Annotated in this window: 19 protein-coding genes, 1 tRNA gene and 1 pseudogene; 5 read left to right on the top strand and 16 right to left on the bottom strand. The window is 69.2% G+C overall.

Going from position 1 to position 16,499, the window contains the following annotated elements:
- Positions 1-40 precede the first annotated feature (40 nt).
- Together AB6A69_RS15260 and AB6A69_RS15255 are read left to right on the top strand one after the other, a co-directional pair.
- A complete protein-coding gene (locus tag AB6A69_RS15260) occupies positions 41-283 on the top strand; it encodes a hypothetical protein (RefSeq protein ID WP_371061417.1) in 243 nt (80 codons plus the stop codon).
- 415 nt (positions 284-698) lie between these two features.
- A complete protein-coding gene (locus AB6A69_RS15255; RefSeq protein ID WP_371061416.1) occupies positions 699-857 on the top strand; it encodes a fatty acid desaturase in 159 nt (52 codons plus the stop codon).
- Here the strand turns inward: AB6A69_RS15255 and AB6A69_RS15250 are convergent.
- From AB6A69_RS15250 to AB6A69_RS15235, 4 genes and pseudogenes are all read right to left on the bottom strand, one after another.
- Positions 852-1,609, bottom strand: a protein-coding gene (locus AB6A69_RS15250) for an IS5 family transposase (RefSeq protein WP_371061415.1) whose coding sequence is annotated in 2 segments (ribosomal slippage) — positions 852-1,282 and positions 1,282-1,609 — 759 coding nt in all. Because the reading frame shifts where the segments join, the coding sequence is not laid out codon by codon here. The two genes, AB6A69_RS15255 and AB6A69_RS15250, sit on opposite strands and share 6 nt — an antisense overlap.
- Before the next feature lie 28 nt (positions 1,610-1,637).
- Positions 1,638-2,717, bottom strand: coding sequence for a glycoside hydrolase TIM-barrel-like domain-containing protein (locus AB6A69_RS15245; RefSeq protein ID WP_371061493.1), 1,080 nt, complete (start codon positions 2,715-2,717; stop codon positions 1,638-1,640).
- 31 nt (positions 2,718-2,748) lie between these two features.
- Positions 2,749-3,138 (bottom strand): annotated as a pseudogene (locus AB6A69_RS15240) (phage tail tube protein); the annotation flags it as partial.
- 105 nt (positions 3,139-3,243) lie between these two features.
- The gene (locus AB6A69_RS15235; RefSeq protein ID WP_371061414.1) at positions 3,244-3,663 is read right to left on the bottom strand and encodes an acyl-CoA transferase; all 420 of its coding nucleotides are present in this window, start codon (positions 3,661-3,663) and stop codon (positions 3,244-3,246) included.
- A 180-nt stretch (positions 3,664-3,843) separates the two neighbouring features.
- Here AB6A69_RS15235 and AB6A69_RS15230 point away from each other — a divergent pair, with 180 nt between their 5' ends.
- The gene (locus AB6A69_RS15230) at positions 3,844-4,962 is read left to right on the top strand and encodes a calcium:proton antiporter (RefSeq protein ID WP_371061413.1); all 1,119 of its coding nucleotides are present in this window, start codon (positions 3,844-3,846) and stop codon (positions 4,960-4,962) included.
- Between the two features lie 62 nt (positions 4,963-5,024).
- Here AB6A69_RS15230 and AB6A69_RS15225 read toward each other — a convergent pair whose 3' ends face one another.
- The 5 genes from AB6A69_RS15225 to AB6A69_RS15205 all read right to left on the bottom strand — a co-directional run bounded on the left by AB6A69_RS15225 (position 5,025) and on the right by AB6A69_RS15205 (position 8,921).
- A complete protein-coding gene (locus AB6A69_RS15225; protein ID WP_371061412.1) occupies positions 5,025-5,765 on the bottom strand; it encodes a DUF6441 family protein in 741 nt (246 codons plus the stop codon).
- 40 nt (positions 5,766-5,805) lie between these two features.
- Positions 5,806-6,171 (bottom strand): head decoration protein, encoded by a 366-nt coding sequence (locus AB6A69_RS15220; protein WP_371061411.1) that lies wholly within the window; start codon positions 6,169-6,171, stop codon positions 5,806-5,808.
- 4 nt (positions 6,172-6,175) lie between these two features.
- Positions 6,176-7,174 carry a head maturation protease, ClpP-related gene (locus AB6A69_RS15215; protein WP_371061410.1) on the bottom strand — a complete coding sequence of 333 codons (999 nt, stop codon included), beginning with the start codon at positions 7,172-7,174 and terminating at the stop codon, positions 6,176-6,178.
- Positions 7,175-7,367: 193 nt separating this feature from the next.
- A complete protein-coding gene (locus AB6A69_RS15210; protein ID WP_371061409.1) occupies positions 7,368-8,702 on the bottom strand; it encodes a phage portal protein in 1,335 nt (444 codons plus the stop codon).
- A 3-nt stretch (positions 8,703-8,705) separates the two neighbouring features.
- Positions 8,706-8,921, bottom strand: coding sequence for a phage head-tail joining protein (locus AB6A69_RS15205; RefSeq protein ID WP_371061408.1), 216 nt, complete (start codon positions 8,919-8,921; stop codon positions 8,706-8,708).
- 56 nt (positions 8,922-8,977) lie between these two features.
- Between AB6A69_RS15205 and AB6A69_RS15200 the strand changes: the two genes are divergently transcribed.
- On the top strand, positions 8,978-9,319 hold the full coding sequence (locus AB6A69_RS15200) for a type II toxin-antitoxin system RelE/ParE family toxin (RefSeq protein WP_371061407.1): 342 nt from the start codon (positions 8,978-8,980) through the stop codon (positions 9,317-9,319).
- Positions 9,316-9,606 (top strand): helix-turn-helix domain-containing protein, encoded by a 291-nt coding sequence (locus AB6A69_RS15195; RefSeq protein ID WP_371056887.1) that lies wholly within the window; start codon positions 9,316-9,318, stop codon positions 9,604-9,606. The genes AB6A69_RS15200 and AB6A69_RS15195 overlap by 4 nt, the downstream gene beginning before the upstream one ends.
- 3 nt (positions 9,607-9,609) lie before the next feature.
- Here the strand turns inward: AB6A69_RS15195 and AB6A69_RS15190 are convergent, their stop codons facing one another.
- The 7 genes from AB6A69_RS15190 to AB6A69_RS15160 form a co-directional block, all read right to left on the bottom strand.
- On the bottom strand, positions 9,610-9,945 hold the full coding sequence (locus AB6A69_RS15190; RefSeq protein WP_371061406.1) for a hypothetical protein: 336 nt from the start codon (positions 9,943-9,945) through the stop codon (positions 9,610-9,612).
- Between the two features lie 284 nt (positions 9,946-10,229).
- Positions 10,230-10,319 (bottom strand) — tRNA-Ser (locus AB6A69_RS15185).
- A 359-nt stretch (positions 10,320-10,678) separates the two neighbouring features.
- Positions 10,679-11,563 carry a 2-oxo acid dehydrogenase subunit E2 gene (locus AB6A69_RS15180; protein ID WP_371061405.1) on the bottom strand — a complete coding sequence of 295 codons (885 nt, stop codon included), beginning with the start codon at positions 11,561-11,563 and terminating at the stop codon, positions 10,679-10,681.
- A 1-nt stretch (position 11,564) separates the two neighbouring features.
- Entirely contained in the window at positions 11,565-13,022 is a 1,458-nt protein-coding gene (locus AB6A69_RS15175) for an NAD-dependent succinate-semialdehyde dehydrogenase (protein WP_371061404.1), read from the bottom strand.
- 14 nt (positions 13,023-13,036) lie between these two features.
- Positions 13,037-14,407 carry a biotin/lipoyl-containing protein gene (locus AB6A69_RS15170; protein WP_371061403.1) on the bottom strand — a complete coding sequence of 457 codons (1,371 nt, stop codon included), beginning with the start codon at positions 14,405-14,407 and terminating at the stop codon, positions 13,037-13,039.
- Positions 14,397-15,395 carry an alpha-ketoacid dehydrogenase subunit beta gene (locus AB6A69_RS15165; RefSeq protein ID WP_371061402.1) on the bottom strand — a complete coding sequence of 333 codons (999 nt, stop codon included), beginning with the start codon at positions 15,393-15,395 and terminating at the stop codon, positions 14,397-14,399. The genes AB6A69_RS15170 and AB6A69_RS15165 overlap by 11 nt, the downstream gene beginning before the upstream one ends.
- On the bottom strand, positions 15,392-16,408 hold the full coding sequence (locus AB6A69_RS15160) for a thiamine pyrophosphate-dependent dehydrogenase E1 component subunit alpha (protein WP_371061401.1): 1,017 nt from the start codon (positions 16,406-16,408) through the stop codon (positions 15,392-15,394). Before AB6A69_RS15160 ends, AB6A69_RS15165 begins: the two co-directional genes overlap by 4 nt.
- Between the last annotated feature and the right edge of the window lie 91 nt (positions 16,409-16,499).

Genomic DNA, 16,499 nt, shown 5'->3' with positions numbered 1-16,499 from the left:
CACGGCCGTGCACGCCAGTTCGGAGCGAGGAATGCCCACGATGCCCGACCAGACAGATCATGCCGGCATGGCGGCCCTCTCGATCTGCGAGGCGCTGCTGCTTGCCATGAACGATCACAAGCTGCTGCCCGAGAGCGAGATCATGGGGGTTCTCCGCGATGCCGCGGCGACCCACGAGAGTGCCACAGGCACGGAGGCCGAAACCGAAGCGCACCGGACCGTGGCGACGATGATCAACCGAATCATCGCTGGCGGCAACTCCGTTCGCAGACCGCCGGAATGACAGGCTCGACCAGAGAGGAGACGACGCACAACCATGACATTCGCGATCAGACCAGCTGACACCCCGGCCGCCGGTCGGCCCGACAATCAGGACATGCCGGCTGACGCGGGAAACCATGTCGCCACGCCGCAATCCGGTGCACAGGCCGGGCAGCCCGCTGCGGACAACGACGAGTCCGGGCAGGCACAGACACGCCGGGGCGAGACGCCCGCGTCCTGCGCCGACCCGGCCGCCGGCGGGCAAGGCCCGCAGCGCGACACCGCGTTGCGGCCCTCTGACTGGACCCGGACACTGGCAGCCTACCGCCAGCCCAACCCCTCCCGTAGCGTCTTCGAGCTGACCGTCACGCTGGTGCCCTTCGTCGCGATCTGGGGGGGGGGCGTGGTGGCTGGTCTCGATCAGTGCGTTGTTGGCCATGGCCCTTGCGCTGGCGAACGCAGCCTTCCTCGTCCGTGTGTTTATCATTCAGCACGATTGCGGGCACGGGTCGCTGTTCCGCGACCGGCGCTTGTGCGACTGGATCGGCCGCGGGCTCGGCGTGCATACGCTGACGCCCTGGGCTCAGGACTCATAGCCAGTAGATGACCATAGCGGCGAGAGCGATGGCCGAGAGGAAGACCTTCGGGCACCGGTCGTAGCGCGTGGCCACCCGCCGCCAGTCCTTGAGCCTGCCGAACATGATCTCGATCCGGTTTCGGCGTTTGTAGCGGCGCTTGTCATATTTGACCGGCTTGTTGCGCTGTTTCCGACCAGGGATGCAGGCGCGTATCCCCTTGTCTTTCAGCGCTTCCCGGAACCAGTCAGCGTCATAGCCGCGATCCCCGAGGAGCCAGTCGACGTCGGGCAGGCTGTCGCAAAGCGCCCGCGCACCGATGTAGTCGCCGACCTGTCCCGTCGTCACGAACAGGTTCAGCGGGCGTCCCTGGCTGTCGCAAATGGCGTGCAGCTTGGTGTTCATGCCGCCCTTGGTGCGTCCGATCAGGCGACCACGCCCCCCTTCTTGACGCCCAGACTGGACGCGGTGCGGTGGGCCTTCAGGTAGGTGGCGTCGATCATCACGGTCTTCTTCTCGCCGTGCCCGGCAGCCAGTCCAGCCATCATCTTCGCGAAGATGCCTTTATCGCTCCAACGTTTCCAACGGTTGTAGAGCGTCTTGTGGGGTCCATATTCCTTCGGCGCATCTCGCCATCGCAACCCATTGCGATTGATGAATATAATCCCACTGAGGACGCGCCGGTCATCGACGCGCGGCTTGCCGTGGGACTTCGGAAAACAGGGCTCCAGACGTGCCATCTGCGCGTCGCTCAGCCAGAAGAGATCAGACATGTTCACCGCCCGGTTTTCGCGCGGTGAATCATGCCCTTAGACTGAAATCAATGGGTCCTGAGCCTGGAAGGGCGAGCGCGACCGCATCCTTGCCGAGGCCAAGAAGGGCATCGGGCGCCGACGCCAGCGCGAACCGCTCGACGCTGACCTGCTCGCTCTGCCCCACAATCCGCGCCGCCTCGACCGTCGCCCCGTCATACGCCTCGTCGGCGCGCGCGATGGTCCAGCGCAGGACACCGGGAAGCTCGGTCTCCTGGCCCCGCGTGATCTCGAGCACGTCGCCATCGACCTCGCCGGATGCCACGAGCCCGTCGAGCGAGATCCGCGCGACCGGATCCGAGCCGCGCTCGACAAAACGCAGCTTTCCGCCGCTCTCGACCGCATCGAAGCCGAAGAACCGCGCGAGCCGGCCGAGCGAGGCCCGCGGGCTTTCCACCGCGGTGATCACGAAGCCGTCGCAGCACTGCCAAAGCTCCGAGACGTTGAGGAAATCGCCGTGGATGCAGTCCGCCGACGCGATCTGCCGCACCATCGCCCGCAGATCCGCCACGCCCGCCCGGCCGGTCAGCCAATGCCCGAGGCGCCAGTTTTCCCGATCCGACCAGATCGACGCCTGCGCGGGGAACTCCGGAAACGGCCGCGCGTCCCAGGTCCAGAGCGCGCATTCGCCGAGATCGAGCATCGGACCCCCGTAGACGTCCGACTGCGGATTATTGTCCCGCCAATAGCCCAGCGCCGCCTCGAGGAACGCCCGCTGCATGGCGTCATCCCGCCACCCGCGCGAGAAATAGGGCAGGCGCCCGTCCGCGGATTTCGGATCGTAGAAGGCATTGGGCTCGTTGGCCCCGCGATCCACCGCCGCGCAGCCGATCTCGGTGAAGCGCAGCGGCTTCGACCGCGGCACCCAGGCGGTAGGCGTCGAGCTCTCGACGCCGCCCGGCCGGTCGAAATGCTGGTTCGACCACCAGGAGCGGATGTCCTTCGGGCGGAACACCCAAGGCTTGCCGTAGGCCCCGTCCTCGACAGGCGTCCGGACCTGAGCGTCACGATCCGCCGCCGAGGCGTAGAACCAATCGAACCGCTCGCCGCCCTCGACATTCGCGCGCAGATACTCGCGCTGGTGCGTGTGCGCCCACCCGGCAGCCGGGATACATGGCGTAATGCGGCACCTCCGGAAGGCCCTTCTCCAGCGCGAAGCTGGGCAGGTCCCAGGCGCCCGACTGGAATTCGTGGGTGTAGGGCCCGGTGCCGCTGGTCGCGGGCGCCCCGAAGGCGGCCTTGAGCCAGTGGCCCCAGGCCTCCGCGTCGATCGGGACCACCACGTCGCCATCGGCCGTGATCGCGTCCTTGACCGGGGCCAGCGGATCGCGGCCGTAGCCCAGCAGCTCGGAGTCGAGCAGCGGCTGTTCGGCGACGACGGTCAGCCCCGGCGCGAACGGAATGCGGATGAAGCCGCTGGCGGGCGGCGAGCCGTAGATGGTCTCGAAGCCGAGCGCCAGCCGCGCCCGCGCCCCAAGGGATCGTGCCATGGTGGTCTCTTCTCGCAGAAAGGAACGGCCCGCGGAGCGGGTCCGCGGGCCGGTGGGTCAGTGGTGGGGTTACGGGGAGTGCCCCCGGTGTCGTGGGCGCCGCGCTCAGCTCAGCGGGTCGTCCGTCGTGTAGTGCAGCACCACCGAAATGGTCGCCGCCTTCAGGCTCGCCGCGCCCTCTACGGCCAAATCGACCGGCCGCGGCGCCTCCGCCTCGACCCAGTCGCACAGTCCGCCCAGCGTCCGGTCGGCCGCGAGCGCCGTGCCGATACTGGCTGTCAGCGTGTCGAATGCGGCGTCACGGTCGGCGCCCTGCACGACCGCCTCGATCTCGGTCCGGTGCCGGTAGTGGTAGGCGAGCGGCGACAACGTCACCTCGGGCTCCCCCGGCTCGCCGTCGCGCAGGATCAGCAGGCCGCCAGCCGGGACGCGCTCGGGCAGCACCTCGCCGCGCAGGGCCGTGGCGGGCAGCGCCAAGAGCCGCGCATGCAGCGCGGCAAGGATGGTTTCGCGGGGCGTGGGCATATGCGACCACTTGTCGAAAGGCTGAACGATACACTCGGGCCGAACTCAATCCGGACTGGATCGGTCGAACCTTGGCCGGCGCCGTCGGACGTATTGGGCGGTGCCGGAACACATTCCCAGATCGACTCGTGGGAACTGCGCGTTTATGGGACGGCGAACACGGCGTCTTGCGAAAGCTTGATGGGCCAAGAAATCTTGCGGAGGTACGTCGTCGTGTCAGCCAATTCCGGAACACCGTGGTGGTCGTGGGCCGCGCCGACTGTCGCCATTGTTATGGGCGCTGCCGGGACCATCGTTCTGCACGGCCAATTCCCGGTCGCGGTCTTCGTGGTCGCGGTTCCCGTTCTTTTCGCCGCCGTCTTCGCAGCTGTGCATCATGCCGAGACCGTGGCCCTTCGGATCGGCCAGCCTTTCGGGTCCATCCTTCTGGCTCTTGCAGTCACCGTGATCGAGGTCTCGCTGATCGTGTCGATGCTCCTCTCGTCGCCAGAGGCCGACAGCAGCATCGCCCGCGACACCGTCTTCGCGGCCATCATGATCGTTCTGAACGGCATTGTCGGGATGTGCCTTCTTGTTGGCGGTCTCCGGTTCCATGAGCAGAGTTTTCAGGCCGGGAGCGCGAGTGCAGCCCTTGGGGTGCTTGGCACGCTGGCGGTTCTCGGTCTCGTGCTGCCGAACTACACGACGACGGTTCCCGGACCGGTCTATGCACCTGCTCAGCTGGCTTTCGTGGCAGTGGTCTCCCTCGCGCTCTACGGCCTGTTTCTTTATGTGCAGACGGTCAGGCACAAGGACTCCTTCCTCGAACTCGACGAGGACGACGAGCATCATGCGCCACCGGACCGGCGCACCTTTCTGATCGCCCTCGTCCTCCTGCCGCTCTCGCTGCTTGCGGTCGTTCTGCTGGCCGAAGTCCTGGCGCATCCAGTGGGCGATGCCATCGTCGGATCGGGCTTTCCTGAAGCTCTGATCGGCGTTCTTATCGCGTTGATCGTGCTCATGCCCGAGGGTGTGGCCTCCTTGCGGGCCGCGCGATCGAACCGGCTACAGACCAGCATCAACCTCGCCCTCGGATCGGCACTGGCCAGCCTGTGCCTGACCATCCCGACCGTCGCAATCCTGTCGATCGCCATGGGCCAGACGCTGATCCTTGGGCTCGAGGCCGAGCATATGGTGTTGCTGCTCCTCTCATTGTTCATGGCGACGCTGACACTGGCCACAGGTCGGACGACCGTGCTTCAGGGGGGCATTCATCTTGTGATCTTCTTCGCGTTCCTGACGATCTCTGCCATTCCCTAGCAACAATGTGCTGCGTGAGATCTTGCGCACGTATTTTCAGCTACCACGACCACCAGCAGCCTTCAGCGAACCCGACGTTCCACCCAGTTTGCCAGGATCAGCCCCGGCACGCTGTCGTGCGCGCGCTCGGCGTCGCGGTCGAGGTCGAGCCGCTTCGGCAGCTTGACCTGAGGCACCAGCAGGAAGATCGGCGCGGTGACCTGGTTGCGCCCCGTTTTCGCGCGCGACGCCACCGCCTGGCCCCGCTTGTTGATGCGGGCGCGGTCGGCGACGAGCAGGCTCGGCCCACGACGACGGTAGACGAAGCGCAGGCGCAGGCCGCGGCGGCGCTCCCATTCGCCGGGGGTGATCTTGCCGCCGCGGAGGCCGCGGCCGGCGGCGGGCGTGGGGATCGCGAGCCAGAAGCCGGTCTTCGAGCGGATCAGCGGGCCGGTATCGTGCGCGCCGAGGATGGCGGGGGCCTTCGACCAGACCAGCGACGCCGCGCCGATGCTGGTGGTGCCCTTGGACTGGATCTCCGAAGCCCAGAGCACGTCCTGCTTCTTGAACTGGCGGCAGACGAAGGCGCGCATCTCGCGGCGCTCGGGGATCTGGGACTCGTAGGCCGAGCCGCGCTCGGAGAACGGGATCAGCGAGAGCGTGCCGTCGCGGCTTTCGATCATGACCGTGCGGCTGCGCACCCCGCGGGCGCCGAAGAGGTTGGTGCCCGACAGGATGGCGGGCTTGTAGGGGATGTTCTCGAGCGCGCGGGTGAGCTCGACGATGGTGAAGGCATCGCCTTCGAAGATGTCCATGGTGGCCATGTTGATGCCTCCGGGTCAGGGATGGTTGTGGGGTGCGCGGTCAGCGGACGAGGATGCCCGCGGCGACAAGTGCTGCGTGGGCGGCGGCGATCTCGGGATCGCTCGGCGTGCCGGCAAAGACGAGATCGTGCCGGTTGACGATGGCGGGACCGCGGACGACGGCGCCGGCCGGGGCGTCGCCACCCGACGCATCGGCCTTGCCCCAGAGCACCGCGACAGCGGTCTCGGTGCCGTCGGTGGCATTCGGATCGTGCGCGGCGTATTTGCCTGAGGCCGTGATCTTGCCCAGCACCGTACCGGGCTCGAGCGTGCCCGCGGCGACGGTGATCGTCTCGCGGGTGTAGTCGCGGAAGGCTTCCCAGACGAGGAAGCCGCCGGGGTGCGTGCCTTCGACCAGCGTGGTCATGGTGTCATCCTTTCAGTTTGAAGGTGCGGGCGACGATCTCGCCCCAGGGGCGCGCGGCCGAGGAACGGCCGGGCTGCGGGTGATGGGGCGCGATCTCGGGCTCGGCCTCGGCCTTGGCGGCGAGGAGCGCGGCGCGCACCTCGTCGAGGCTCGCGTCCTGTTCAAGGAAGCGACCGGCCATCTGCGCATGGCCGGCAAGGCGGCAGAGATCGATGACGGCCCTCGCATGGGCGATGGCCTCGGCGCGGATGGCAGCCGCGTCCGGGCCCGTGCTGGCAGCTGCCGCCGTGCCGTCCGGATGGTGCGCCTCGGGCTGGGGTGTGGGCTCGGGCGGCGGCGCCGGCGCGACATCGTTGGCGTCTTCAACGATTTCGGCTCGCGTCGTGGCGTCTTCCGAATCGGCGGTCTCCACCGCTTCCACCAGCTCGGGCGGCGCGTTCCGGAAGCGGGCGATGTCGAAGCTGGCGGCGATGCGCACGGGCTCGGCCAGCTGCGTGGCAAGCCCGGCCTCCAGCGCCTCGGCGGCATCGAACCATGTCTCCGCCGCCATCAGCGCCGCGATCTCGTCCTCGGTCTTGCCGGAGCGGGCGGCGTAGCCGCGCGTCATGCCGGCCGCGATCTTGTCCAGCGTGCCGGCCATGTCGCGCATGTCCCCGGCCGTGCCCATCACGAGGCCGGAGGGATCGTGGATCATCAGGAAGGTGTTTTCCGGCATGACGATCTCGTCGCCGGCCATCGCGATGTAGCTCGCCGCCGAAGCGGCGATGCCGTCGATCCAGACGGTGACCGTGCCCGCGTGCCGGTTGATCGCGTTGTGGATCGCGACCGCGTCGAAGACGGACCCACCGGGACTGTTCAGCCGCAGATCGACGGGCGTGCCCTCGGGCAACGTGCCCAGTTCGGCCAGAAAACCCTTCGCCGAGACCCCGTAGGCGCCAATCTCGTCATAGATCGCCACTTCCGCACCGGTCCCCCGGGCGCGGATCGCATACCAGCTTGCCATGTCGTCACTCCTGTTCGGTGGCCGGATCGGTCGCCGCGGCGCCGTCGTCCGTATCGTTGCCGGCGCCATTGCCGGGCTCGGCCCGCGTTGCAGGCGTCGCGCGGGCGCCCTGCGTCTCGCCGGGACTCGTGCGGTAGCGCAGGCCGAGACCTGTCGCGCGCGCGGCGTCGGCGGCGTTCTCGCGGTCGACTTCCTAGACATCGTAGCCGGTCGCCTCGACCACCTTGCGCCGCGAGGTGATGCCGGCCTCCATAGCCAGCACCTGCGCCTGGATGTCCTTCAAGGGATCGACCCAGTCCCAGCGGGGCGGAATCCATTGCACCATGCGCGCCGCTGTCGGGTCGGACAGATCCAGCCGGCCGGCGAGCTGCGCGGTCTCCAGCCAGCGCGTCCAGACAGGCCGGCAGAGCTGATGCGCGATCACCCCGTGCTGCAGCTGCTGCACCCGCCGGCGGAACTCCACGAGCTCGGCCCGCAGGCTCGAATAGTTCGCTTGGCGCACATCGCCGGTGACCAGGTGATAGGGCAGCCCGAGCGAGGCCGAGACGCCGAGCAGCGTGCGGTACTGGAACGCCTCGTAGCTGCTGCCCACATCCGCGGGACTGGAGAACTTCACGTCCTCGCCGGGCAGCAGCACCTGCAGGGTGCCGGGCTCCAGGCTGGCGATGGCCGCGCCGTCGGCCTCAGACTCCTCCGTGCCCATCATCGGCTCTTCCGGCGCGGTCTTGGTGATGAAGCCCGCGAACATCGCCGCGGTCTTCTTCCGGTCGAGCTCTGCGTCGTCGTACTGGTCGAGCAGGAACAGCCGCACCATCGCCGGCGCGATATGCGGCAGCCCCCGGATCTGGCCCGCGTCGATGGGACGGTAGATGTGGAGCACGTCCGCCGCAGGCACGCGCACGGTCTCCGGGATGACAGCTCCCTGGTCGGTGCTGTCACCCGGATGCCGGCGGCGGAAGTGGTAGGCCACCCGCCGCCCGATCCCGTCGAACTCGATCCCGCAGCGGATGCGGTTGCCGTTCGCCGCCGTCTCGGTCTTCTCGAGGGGCAGCATCTCGGACTGGAGCAGCTGCAGTTGCAGCGGGACCAGCAGCCCGTCCTCGGCACGGCGCGGGCGCAGCCGGACGAAGCACTCGCCCGCGACGAACATCTCGCGGGCCACCATGGCCTGCAGGCCGTAGAAGTCGGTCAGCCCATCCGCGTCGGCCTCGTCGGTCCAGGCGAGCCAGAGCCGCTGAACCCGGTCGCGGAGATCCGCGTCTCCGATGAGCGAGGACGGCTTGATCCCCTCGCCGACGAGGTTTGCGGCGAAGGCTTCGCAGGCATTGGCGGCATAGCCGTTGGTCACGACCAGCTCGCGGGACCGTGCCAGCAGCCGCGGGCCACCCGAGGTGACCAGCGCATTGATGTTCTCGACCGGCGGGTTCCAGCCGCGCAGCCGGCGCTTCGCCATGGCGCCCTCGAGACGGGCGCGCACGGCAGCGGGGCCGCCAGTGGGCGGGCGGCGAAACCGGTCGAACAGCCCCATGGATCACAGCCCCTTCGTCGTCGTCACGCGCAGCTGCCGCACGATCCGCCGGCCCTCCGCCGCGGCAATCTCGCGGTCCAGCGCCTCGATCGCCCGGTCGATCTCGGCCACGCTGCGATACTCCACGGTCTTGCCGTCATAGCTGACCCGCGCCACGCCCGAGGACCGCTGCGCCGAGAGCGCGTCGCGGCGAGCGCGGAGGGTTGCAGGATCGGACATGAGCAATCCCTTGGGTGCGTCATTGACATATGCGCCATTGGCGCATACATGCAGGTATGACCATCGTGACTGTCGCCGAGACGCCCGAGTTCCAGCGCCGCGCCCGCGCCATCATGAGCGACGAGGAACGGATGGCGCTGATCGATTACATCGCCCGCAACCCCACAACCGGGGTCTCGCTTGGCGGTGGCGTGCGAAAGGTGCGCTTTGCGCGCGACGGGGGCGGCAAGAGCGGCGGATATCGTGTCATTCACTTTTACGGCGGCGACGTTGGCATTCCGGTCTTTCTGATCACCGTCTTCGCCAAGAACGAAAAGGCCAATCTGACCCGGGCGGAAACGGAAACGGTCAAGTCTCTCGGCAAACTGCTGGCCGACAGCTACAGGAGCGCAAGATGAGCGACGCATTCAAGAGCATCGAACAGGGCCTCAAGGAGGCCATTGCCCATGCCCAAGGCGAAGGGGCGGTCACGATCCACGAGATCGATATCCCCGACGCGGACGTCCAGGCCATCCGCGCCCGCACCGGCCTGTCGCAGGCCGAATTTGCCCGGAGCATCGGCGTGAAGAAGTCCACGCTTCTGAACTGGGAACAGCACCGGCGTTCGCCAGAGGGGCCGGCCCGCGTCCTGCTTGCGCTGATCGACAAGGATCCGAGTATCGTTCAGCGCACCCTGACGGGTTGAGCCTCACCCCATGTAACTCGATCGCCGCGTCTGCCGCCGCGCCGCCGCGCCGCCGGGCGCGGGCCGGGCCGGCGCCTCGCCGTCCGCCGCGGGCGTCTCCACCGAAAGTTGCCGCTCCAGGTCCTGCCAGCGCGCCTCCGACCATCGGTCGGCCCCGGCGATCCAGGCGGCGGCGTGGGCGTAGAGCCGGGTGAGCCCGCCCTTGTGATAGACGGTTCCGGGAACCCGGATCGGTTGGTGGGCCGAGCGGAAATGCGTGTCGCCGCCGACCTTCAGCGCGATTTCGCCGCGCAGCTGGCAGAGCCTGTCGAGATCAAGGCTCTCCGCGGGCTCGGTCATCCGCTGCGCCTCCTGCATGTTCGGTCTCTGTCTCGCTCGATAGCGATGGAAACAGGACGCGCAGTTTTGGCGGCGCAGCGAGTCAGGCCATTGGAAAAGAGAGGAAATTTTCGACCGAACCGGAATCGACGCGGTTCGCCCGACCAGAGACGAGAGGCCATTCAGAGACTGAAATCGCTGCGCACCCGCGTCTCAGCGGTTCGCACCCATCCGGCAAACCCCTTTGAAAACAGGGGAAATTCCGCCTCGGGCGGGCGGCTTGAACGGGTTCGAAAGGGTGATGGTGGCGGAGACGAAGGGATTCGAACCCTCGAGACGGTTTCCCGTCTACTCCCTTAGCAGGGGAGCGCCTTCGACCACTCGGCCACGTCTCCACCTGTTCGTCTACCGGGAGGTCCGGCAGGTGGCAAGGGCGGATTGGGCAATTCCTTGGCTCGGGTGGCCTCCGGCCGTGGAGCAGCGTGACGCCCGGTTCCACGCTGCGCGACCGAACGGTGGTCCTCGCGCTTAGACGGTCCGATCGGGCTGCCTTCGGTCCTCGGCACCAGGATTCTGGCTCGGAGACCCGACAGTTCGCCCGCCCGCCAGCGCCCTTGCGGTACCTTCGATCGTCGGGCTTCGCCGCCCGAGGAGGCCGCATCCGGGGAAGGGCGGGGTCGCAGTCGTCGGGCGGCGGCCGCGGCGGGCAAGGGTGACGGGGGCAGTCCTGCCCGCCCGGCTGATATCTACGGGGCTAGACCAGCATCCGGCGCGGATCGGCAAGGTAGCCGGCATGGGCGGCGAGGAACCGCGCGGCGTCCGCCCCGTTGATGACGCGGTGATCGTAACTCAGATCGAGCGGGGCCATGGGAACGGGGCGGAAAGCCTCGCCGTCCCAGACGGGCACCGTCTCGGTGCGCGTGATGCCGAGGATCGCGAGCTCGGGCGGGTTCACGATCGGGGTGAAGGCGGTGCCGCCGATGCCGCCCAGGTTGGAGATCGTCATGGACGCGCCGCCCATCTCGTCGGGGCGGATCTTGCGGGCCTGCGCGCGGGCGGCGAGGTCTCCGATCTCCGCGGCGATGCGCAAGAGCCCCTTGCGGTCGGCGTCGCGGATCACCGGCACCATGAGCCCGTGGACCGTGTCCACGGCGATGCCCACATGCACGTAATCCTTCAGGATCAGCGTCTCGCCGTCGGCGGACAGCGAGGCGTTGAAGCGCTCGAAGTCGCGCAGGCAGCGCGCCAGCGCCTTGACGTGGAAGGCGAGCGTGGTGAGCCGGACGCCCTCGGCGCGCGCCTCGTCCCTGACCCGGGCGCGGAACGCCTCGACGGCGGTGAGCTCGGCCCGGTCATGATGGGTGACGGCGGGGATGAGCGCCTGCGCCGCGGCGAGGTTCTGGGCGGCGACGCGGGCGAAGCGGCTCATGGGCGCCTCGCGCACAGGGCCCCAGGCGGCGTGGTCCACCTCCCAGTAGCTCGTGTCGGCGGCAGGGGCGGCCGCGGCCGGCCCGGCGGCACCCGTCACATCCTCCTGCGCGATCGTCTCGCGGCCGAGATCGCGGGCGAGCGCTGCGAGGTCCACGCCCCGCTCGGCGGCGCGCTTGCGGACGGAGGGGCTGGCGATCACGTCGGCCATCTCACCACTCCGCCGAGATGTACTGGGTTTCCATGAACTCGTGCATCCCCTCATGGCCGCCCTCGCGCCCGAGGCCGGACTGCTTCGTGCCGCCGAAGGGCGCCGCCGGGTCCGAGACGAGACCCCGGTTGAGCCCCACCATACCGTAATCGAGCCTCTCGGAGACCTGGAGGCCACGCCGGAAATCGCCCGAGAACACGTAGGCCACGAGGCCGTATTCCGTGTCGTTGGCGCGCCGGATCACGTCCTCGGTGTCGGTGAAGGTCTGCATCGCGACGACCGGGCCGAAGATCTCGTCCCTTACGCAGTCGGCCGTCTCGGGGACGTCCGTCAGCACCGTGGGCGGGTAGTAGAAGCCCTTGCCGCCGGGAAGGCGCCCGCCGAGGCGCAGCCGGGCGCCCTTGGCGACGGCGTCCTCCACGAAGGCGTGCACCTTGTCGCGCGTGTCGGCGTTGACGAGGGGGCCCACGTCCACGCCCTCCTCCCGCCCGTCGCCGAGTTTCAGGGCGCCCATCGCCTCGGTCATCTTCCTTGCGAACTCTTCCGCCACCGCCTCGTGGACGTAGAAGCGGTTCGCCGCGGTGCAGGCCTCGCCGAGGTTGCGCATCTTGGCGAGCATCGCGCCCTCGACCGCCTGGTCGAGATCGGCGTCCTCGAAGACGATGAGCGGGGCGTTGCCGCCGAGTTCCATCGCGGGCTTCAGGACCTGGTCCGCCGCGCCGTGGAGAAGCTTGCGGCCCACTTGCGTCGAGCCGGTGAAGGAAATCACGCGCACCCGCGGGTCGTGCATCAGGTGATCCACCAGCGCACCGCTCCGGCGCGAGGGCAGCACGTTGACGAGGCCCCTGGGCACGCCCGCCTCCTCCAGAAGCGGCATGAGGGCGAGCATGGTGAGCGGCGTCTCGGAGGCCGGTTTGATGATTACGGGGCAACCCGCCGCCAGGGCGGGGGCGATCTTCCGCGTGCCCATGGCCGCCGGGTAATTCCAGGGCGTGACCAGGACGGCGATGCCCGCGGGCTTGTGCTGCACCACGATCCGCGCGCCGGTCGAGGGCCCGCGGGTGACGAGCCCGTCGGCGCGCACGGCTTCCTCGGCGAACCAGCGGAAGAACTCGGCGGCATAAGTGGCCTCGCCCATCGCGTCGGCGTGGGCCTTGCCGTTCTCCAGCGTGATGAGGCGGGCGAAATCCTCCAGCCGCGCGGTCATCAGCTCCCACGCCCGGCGCAGCACCTCGGCGCGCTCGCGCGGCTTGGCGGCGGCCCAGTCGGCGAAGGCGGCCTCGGCCGCGTCGAGCGCCGCGTCGGCATCCACCGCCGTGGCCGAGGCGACGGAGGCGAGCACGGTCTCGTCGGCGGGGTTGATCACGTCGAAGCGCGCGGCTTCGGCGCCCGGGCGCCAGTCGCCGCCGATGAAGAGATCGGTGGGCAGGGTCTCGAAGATCCGGTCGAGCTTGGTCATTGGGGTCTCCCGTGTCAGAGCAGGTGCCGCAGCGGCTCGGAGAGCCGGTCGGCGAGGCCCGCGACGAGGGCGAGCGCGGCCTCTTCCGGCAGCGCGGCGGCGTCGTGGGCCAGATGCAGGGCGAGTGTGTCGCCCCTGCGGGTGACGGTGAGCCGGGGAACATGCGCGGCGGCGGGTTTCACGGCGGTGAGCGCGGTGCCCGTCAGGTCGCGGAGGATGAGCGCCGGCGAAGCCTCCGACGGCGCGGGCTCGGCCGAGAGCGGCGCGAGGTCCGGATCGTCCATCGCGGCAGGCGCGCCGAGCGCCCCTGCCGCGATCGTCAGCGGTCCTTCCGCGCCGAGGGCCGCGCGCATCGCCCCGGCCGCGAAGGCCGCGAGCAGGCGCGGCCCGCCCGGGGACGTGTCGGTCGCCGTGGCCAGCCAGGCGCGGAAGTCGTCATAGGCGGCGGCGTCGATCTCGGCCGAGATCACCCCGACCTCGCCGCCCGCAGGCGCCGCGGCGGGCGCGGCGGATTTCGGCAGGGCGCGGAGCGTCTCCAGGTCCGCGACGTGGAAGGGCTGGGGGTATCCCGCCGCCGCGAGACGGGCGAGGTCCAGCCCCTCTTCGGCGGCGAGCCTGCGCGCCTTCGGCGAGGCGAGGATGCGCCCCGCCGGGGCGGCGGCTGTCGCAGGCCCTTTGGGGCGGGGCGCGGGCGGCGCGGGACGCTCGGCGCCCTTGTCCGGCGCCGCGTCCGGCTGCGCCGTGGCGGCCTCTTGCCGCGCCGGGGCGGGTGCGGTGGACATCGCGCGGCGGACCGGGGTCGCCGGCGCCTCCGCCGAGATCACGGCGATGACCTGTCCGACCGGCACGTCGTCGCGCTCCTCGGCGAGGATCGCGGCGAGATAGCCCGCCCGGTCGGCCTCCACCTCCATAGTGGCCTTGTCGGTCTCCACCTCGAGGAGCGCGTCGCCCTCTGCCACCGCCTCGCCCGCGTCCTTCAGCCAGGCCACGACGATCCCGGAATCCTGCGCCATGCCGAGCGCCGGCATGATGACCTGGTGCCCCTCGGGCAGCGCCGCCTCGTCGCCGGGCTCGGCGGCCTCGGTGGCGGCCTCCGGCCCGTCCTCTGTGCGCGCGGCCGGGGCAGGGGCCTCGCCCGCGCCATCCGCCGTCTCGGCGATCAGCGCCACGATCTGGCCCACGGGCACGGTCGCGCCCTCCGCGGCGCGCACGTCGGCGAGGAAGCCGTCATGGGCGGCCTCCACCTCCATCGTGGCCTTGTCGGTCTCCACCTCCATCAGCGCGTCGCCGGCCTTCACCTCATCGCCCGGGCTTTTCAGCCAGGCGACGATGACGCCCGAGTCCTGCGCCATGCCGAGCGCCGGCATGATCACTTCATGCGGCATCGGCCAGCTCTCCCCTGACGGCCGCGCCGGCGCGCCGGGCCACCGCCTCCGGCGTGGGCACGGTCAGGTCCTCGAGCGCGGGGCTGAACGGCACGGGCACGTCCATCGCGCCCATTCGCTGGACGGGATAATCGAGATGGTAGAACGCCTTTTCCGAGATGCGGCTGGCGATCTCTCCCGTCACCCCGAAATTCCTGTGGCCCTCGTCGATGACGATCGCGCGGGAGGTCTTCTTCACGCTCTCCACGATGGTCGCCTCGTCGAAGGGCACCAGCGTGCGGGGATCGATCACCTCGGCCGAGATGCCTTCGGCAGCGAGCGCCTCCGCGGCCTGCTGCGCCACCTGCACCATGGAGGAGGTCGCCACCAAGGTGATGTCGCGCCCCTCCCGGAGCACCGCCGCCTCGCCGAAGGGGATGAGATACGCCTCCTCCGGGACGGCCGCCTTGTCCTGGTACATCAGCTTGTCCTCGAAGATGACGACCGGGTTGTCGTCCCGGATGGCCGTCTTCAGGAGACCCTTGGCCTCGTAGGCCGAGGAGGGCATCGCCACCTTGAGACCCGGGATATGCGCCACCAGCGCGTGCAGCGACTGCGAGTGCTGGGCGGCCGAGCGCCGCGTGGCGCCGAGATTGGTGCGCAGCACCATCGGCACCTTGAGCTTGCCGCCCGACATGTAATGGGTCTTGGCCGCCTGGTTGCAGAGCTGGTCCATCACCAGGTAGAGGAAATCCCCGAACATCAGGTCCACGATCGGGCGCGAGCCGGTCATCGCCGCCCCCACCGCCATGCCGACGAAGCCGGGCTCGGAGATGGGCGTGTCGATCACCCGTTCGGGGCCGAACTCGTCCACCAGCCCGGCCAGGACCTTGAAGGGGGTGCCGGCCTCGGCCACGTCCTCGCCCATCAGGAAGACGGTCTGGTCGCGGCGCATCTCCTCGGCGATGGCCTCGTTCACGGCCTTGGCAAGCGTGATCTCGCGGGTCATGTCCGCTCTCCGTCGATATAGGGCAGGGCGTGTTCGACGCCGGCGAAGACATGCATGTCCACTTCGCCCGCGTCGGGGTATCTCGCGTCGAGCGCGTAGGCGACGGCGGCCTCGGCCTCGGTCCGGATCTCGTCGTTGATCGCGACGAGCTCTTCCGCGCCGAGGATCCCTTCCGCCTCCAGCCACTTGCCGAAATTGACGATCGGGTCGCGGCGCTCCTTCCACGCGGCCTCCTCGTCCTTCGAGCGGTAGTAGTCGCGGTTGATGTCGCCCACGTGGTGGCCGTGATAGCGGTAGGTGTCGAGCTCGACGAAGAAGGGCCCCTCGCCGCGGCGGGCGCGCTCCACGAGCTTGCGCGCCAGAGCGTTCACGGCGAGCACGTCCTGGCCGTCCACCTTGTGCGCCTCGATCCCGAAGGCCTCCGCCCGCGCGGTGAGCGAGCCCGCCGCGATCTCCTCGGTCTTCGTGTATTCGGAATACCCGTTGTTCTCGCAGGCGTAGATGACCGGCAGCTTCCAGAGCGCGGCCATGTTCATCACCTCGTACCACAGACCCTGCGCCGTGGCCCCGTCGCCGAAGAAGCAGACGGCCACGAAGTCCAGCCCGAGGCGCTTCGCGCTGAGCGCCGCCCCCGTGGCGATCCCCATGGAGCCGCCCACGATCGCGTTCGCGCCCAGGTTCCCGTGGGCCTGGTCGGCGATGTGCATGGAGCCGCCCTTGCCGCGGCAATAGCCCTCCGCGCGGCCCAGAAGCTCGCAGAACATCTCGCGGAACTCGGCGCCCTTGGCCACGCAATGCCCGTGGCCCCGATGGGTGGAGGTGATCCGGTCCTCGTCGGTCAGCGCCTCGCAGATGCCCACGGCGACCGCTTCCTGGCCGGAATACATGTGGGTGAGCCCCGGCATCTTGGCCGAGAGATAAAGCTGGTTGGCGTTGTCCTCGAAGGCGCGGATACGCACCATCTGGCGATACATCCGCAGGTAGTCCTCGGTGTTGGCTTTGGCCTCGGCCATGGGTTTGCCTCCCGCGCGGGCCATGCCGCGCCCCTGTCTTCTTCTTGGCGAAAATACTCTCGGGGGGTGTGGGGGGGGGGAAAACCCCCCC

Origin of the sequence: Rhodosalinus sp. 5P4 (genome assembly GCF_041365695.1) — a bacterium.
Taxonomy (GTDB): Bacteria; Pseudomonadota; Alphaproteobacteria; order Rhodobacterales; family Rhodobacteraceae; genus Rhodosalinus.
The sequence above is the reverse complement of the archived record's forward strand: the minus strand, read 5'-3'. Positions and strand labels throughout refer to the sequence as shown.

What these genes read in the sequence shown, in the direction of transcription:
- AB6A69_RS15165 (WP_371061402.1), bottom strand. Translation starts at nt 15,395, where the DNA reads ATGACCCGCGAGATCACGCTTGCCAAGGCCGTGAACGAGGCCATCGCC.
- AB6A69_RS15180 (WP_371061405.1), bottom strand. Translation starts at nt 11,563, where the DNA reads ATGGCCGACGTGATCGCCAGCCCCTCCGTCCGCAAGCGCGCCGCCGAG.
- AB6A69_RS15255 (WP_371061416.1), top strand. Translation starts at nt 699, where the DNA reads ATGGCCCTTGCGCTGGCGAACGCAGCCTTCCTCGTCCGTGTGTTTATC.
- AB6A69_RS15200 (WP_371061407.1), top strand. Translation starts at nt 8,978, where the DNA reads ATGACCATCGTGACTGTCGCCGAGACGCCCGAGTTCCAGCGCCGCGCC.
- AB6A69_RS15215 (WP_371061410.1), bottom strand. Translation starts at nt 7,174, where the DNA reads ATGGCAAGCTGGTATGCGATCCGCGCCCGGGGGACCGGTGCGGAAGTG.
- AB6A69_RS15230 (WP_371061413.1), top strand. Translation starts at nt 3,844, where the DNA reads ATGGGCCAAGAAATCTTGCGGAGGTACGTCGTCGTGTCAGCCAATTCC.
- AB6A69_RS15260 (WP_371061417.1), top strand. Translation starts at nt 41, where the DNA reads ATGCCCGACCAGACAGATCATGCCGGCATGGCGGCCCTCTCGATCTGC.
- AB6A69_RS15175 (WP_371061404.1), bottom strand. Translation starts at nt 13,022, where the DNA reads ATGACCAAGCTCGACCGGATCTTCGAGACCCTGCCCACCGATCTCTTC.
- AB6A69_RS15205 (WP_371061408.1), bottom strand. Translation starts at nt 8,921, where the DNA reads ATGTCCGATCCTGCAACCCTCCGCGCTCGCCGCGACGCGCTCTCGGCG.
- AB6A69_RS15220 (WP_371061411.1), bottom strand. Translation starts at nt 6,171, where the DNA reads ATGACCACGCTGGTCGAAGGCACGCACCCCGGCGGCTTCCTCGTCTGG.
- AB6A69_RS15190 (WP_371061406.1), bottom strand. Translation starts at nt 9,945, where the DNA reads ATGACCGAGCCCGCGGAGAGCCTTGATCTCGACAGGCTCTGCCAGCTG.
- AB6A69_RS15235 (WP_371061414.1), bottom strand. Translation starts at nt 3,663, where the DNA reads ATGCCCACGCCCCGCGAAACCATCCTTGCCGCGCTGCATGCGCGGCTC.
- AB6A69_RS15225 (WP_371061412.1), bottom strand. Translation starts at nt 5,765, where the DNA reads ATGGCCACCATGGACATCTTCGAAGGCGATGCCTTCACCATCGTCGAG.
- AB6A69_RS15195 (WP_371056887.1), top strand. Translation starts at nt 9,316, where the DNA reads ATGAGCGACGCATTCAAGAGCATCGAACAGGGCCTCAAGGAGGCCATT.
- AB6A69_RS15170 (WP_371061403.1), bottom strand. Translation starts at nt 14,407, where the DNA reads ATGCCGCATGAAGTGATCATGCCGGCGCTCGGCATGGCGCAGGACTCG.
- AB6A69_RS15160 (WP_371061401.1), bottom strand. Translation starts at nt 16,408, where the DNA reads ATGGCCGAGGCCAAAGCCAACACCGAGGACTACCTGCGGATGTATCGC.
- AB6A69_RS15210 (WP_371061409.1), bottom strand. Translation starts at nt 8,702, where the DNA reads ATGGGGCTGTTCGACCGGTTTCGCCGCCCGCCCACTGGCGGCCCCGCT.